Origin of the sequence: Sandarakinorhabdus oryzae, from assembly GCF_009733735.1 — a bacterium.
GTDB classification, from domain to species: Bacteria; Pseudomonadota; Alphaproteobacteria; order Sphingomonadales; family Sphingomonadaceae; genus Sandarakinorhabdus; species Sandarakinorhabdus oryzae.
Map to the genome: position 1 here is coordinate 1 of NZ_WNJP01000378.1, position 762 is coordinate 762.

Sequence of the window (762 nt, forward strand, 5' to 3'; positions counted from 1 at the left end):
CGCGCCAGCACCAGCGCCAGCACCAGCGCGACCAGCGCGCCGGGCGCCACCACCCGGGCAAAGCCGAACAGCGCGAACGGCACCAGCAGGCCGACCAGCAGGGTGACGCGGGTGAACATGACCAAGCTGGCAATGGCGATGCCGGCCGCCAGCCGTGGCCGCGCCTCGGGCTCAGGCTTGAGGCGCTGCGCCAGCGCGGCGGTGACCGCTGTCGAGCTGTAGATGGCGCCCACCGCCGCGGTGACCAGCAGGCCGCGCCCCGGCCCCAGGGTGCGGCCCAGCGCATAGCCGGCAAAGCTGATCGCGCACACCACCACCACGACCAGCCACAGTTCGCGCGGGTTCCAGGCGTTCAGCGGCCCCATGGCGTGATCGGGCAGCACTGGCCAAAGTGCGCCGGCAATCACCGCAAACAGCACGACCGCGTGGAAATCCGCTTCGCTCAGCCCCTCGATCCAGGCGTGCAGCCGCGCCCGCTGGCTGAGCAGGAAGGCGGTGACCACGGCCAATGCCATCGCCGGCACCGGCAGGCCATGGCCGGCAATCCAGCCCAGTGCCAAGGTGACGAGCGCGGCGGCTTCGGTGGTGGCGCTGGGGCTCTTGTCGCGCCGGTAACCGATGATGACCAGCGCGCAGCCGGCGAGCACCAGCACGGCCGAGACCAGCCAGCCCTGCGCCTGCTCGGCCACGAAGCCGGCCAGCCCGCCGATCAGCCCGAACAGGCCGAAGGTGCGCAGGCCGGCAACGCGGCTGCCGGGCCGG

The 762-nt window shown here is 72.8% G+C and carries 1 protein-coding gene; it reads right to left on the bottom strand.

The genetic code is table 11. The features are described from left to right. Window positions 1-762: MgtC/SapB family protein (locus GJ693_RS16405; protein ID WP_156257276.1), on the bottom strand; the 762-nt coding region annotated here is incomplete at both ends.